Origin of the sequence: uncultured Thiodictyon sp. (assembly GCF_903946935.1) — a bacterium.
Lineage (GTDB): Bacteria > Pseudomonadota > Gammaproteobacteria > Chromatiales > Chromatiaceae > Thiodictyon.
In genome coordinates this window covers 1-1,858 of record NZ_CAJAXH010000303.1, presented here as the reverse complement: position 1 = coordinate 1,858, position 1,858 = coordinate 1, and the positions used below count along the sequence as shown (strand labels likewise).

Sequence of the window (1,858 nt, the reverse complement as noted above, 5' to 3'; positions counted from 1 at the left end):
GAGGTAGTTCGACAGATCAGTCCACGCATCCGGGCATTCCTTCGTCACCGGGTTGCCGCCGATCCACAGCTCAGTCGTCGGCACCACCAGCGTGCTGCCGAGTGCCGTGCGCCAGTTGGGGTCACGCAGGAGGTCGTCGGCGGACCGGGTGCCGTTGTTGAACCCATACAAGGTGCATTCGGACAGGTAGTTGACGAAGGTCCGCGCCATGTCCGCCCCGGCCGTCGGGGCGTTCGCGGCGCCCAGCGCCGTCATCGACAGGGTCGTCTTACGCACCCCTTGGAGGATGTGCAAAGGGGCGGCGAAACCGTACCCCGTCATCGTCGGGGTGGAGAATGCCTGCTCGAAGAGCCGGGTGGCGCCGTAGCCGATCCCGCTCATCAGCCCACCGATCGCGGCTGGCCCCAACGGAACGTTATCGACCACGCGCACCGCCCCGGAATAGACATCCTGGACGGACACCTTCACCGTGGGGCCGAACATGCCCATGTAGACCACCCAGGCCACCAGCATGTGCTGGAGCTGCGGCGGGCGGGCCTGGATGATGCCCTGAAACATGATGAGCATGAAGCCGACCAGGAACCCGATGCCGGCCAGGGCGTGCATGTTCCCGGAGCCCGAGAGCATGGCGACGGCGTTCAGGACCGCGGTGAGGTAGGCGGCATCGCCGATCGAATAGATGTCCCACATGATTCAGGCACTCAGAAAAGTGATGGACGGCGCGTCCCGGCGTGATCGCCGGATGTGCGGATTTCGTTGGGGAATGCGGGAGGCGGAAGCGGGCTTGGTGTGGGTTATTCAGACGCGGCAGGTCCGTCTGCGCGCGACCGCTGAAACAGGCTATTGAGTCGACTCGAACCCGGCATCCGCCGTGTCCGACTGCAACGGCCGTCCCTTGACCAGCGGCGCCAACGAACCGTAATGCGTCATCAACGATTGCAGGTTCCCGTAGCGCTGGGCGATCTCGCTGTACTGCTGCGCGACATCGTCTTTGGCACTGCGGATTTGTTCGATCACCTGTTTGGCGTACGGGTTCTGATGGAGCGAGGCTGCTTGGGCTGCCTGGCCGATCAGGTCGTCCAGCAGCAGCTTCGTCATCTCCAGGGCGATCACCGGCGCGGCCTTTTCGGCGAAGTCACGCGCCATTCCGGTGTCGTACTGACCCAGGTTGTGGAGCATGGCGCCCAAGCCATGTGGCGCCAGTTCCATGAACGCCTTCTCCGGTTCGGTCAGCGCCACGTTGCCCCAGCGGAATTTCTCCACGAGCCCCACCGCACCCGCGTTTTCGGGATCGCCCAAGAGTATCCGCGCGGTGTACTGGGCGAAGCCCACCAGGTCGGTCACCGAGACGATGGTGGGATGCAGGCAGCCATTGACGCTGCGGTTGTCGCAACTCCAGCGTTGCACGGTCTGTGTCGTCCGGCGGGCGGGGTCACGCTCGTGGCTGGCCGGCCCCCATAGGAGGTCGCGTACCGAGAGCACATTGCCGCGCAACGGGGTGATGCCCGGACTCTCGCCTTTGCCGTCGGGGGCGGCCTCGGGCGGGCCGACGATGATCGAGCCGGTGACACTCATGATCGCCTCCAGCAGCGCATCGTCGCCCCCCGTGAAGCGGGACGCGACGCTGGTGCGCTTGAGCGCCTGCCAGACGACATTGCCTTGCAGGTTGGCCTCGCCCCGCTGATCGTCGGTAAAGTTGTTCTTCGCCTGGGTGGCCGGGCTGGTCCCGGTCGCGGTCGTGCGGGTCTGGAAGATGTCACCGATGCCGGTGGCGGCGAGGGTCTGTGAGGTCTTCGAGGTCAGGGAGCCGCTGAGCGCGGCCGCCCCATCGTTCACGAGCCCCTGGGCCAGTTGGCAG

Annotated in this window: 2 protein-coding genes; both read right to left on the bottom strand. The window is 65.6% G+C overall.

Annotation, left to right across the window (positions count from 1 at the left end):
- On the bottom strand, nucleotides 1-690 hold a 690-nt coding region (locus QZX93_RS25660; protein ID WP_295395017.1), incomplete at its 3' end, for a conjugal transfer protein TraG N-terminal domain-containing protein.
- A 150-nt stretch (nucleotides 691-840) separates the two neighbouring features.
- A partial coding sequence (locus tag QZX93_RS25655; RefSeq protein ID WP_295389211.1) for a conjugal transfer protein TraH occupies nucleotides 841-1,858 on the bottom strand: 1,018 nt, incomplete at its 5' end.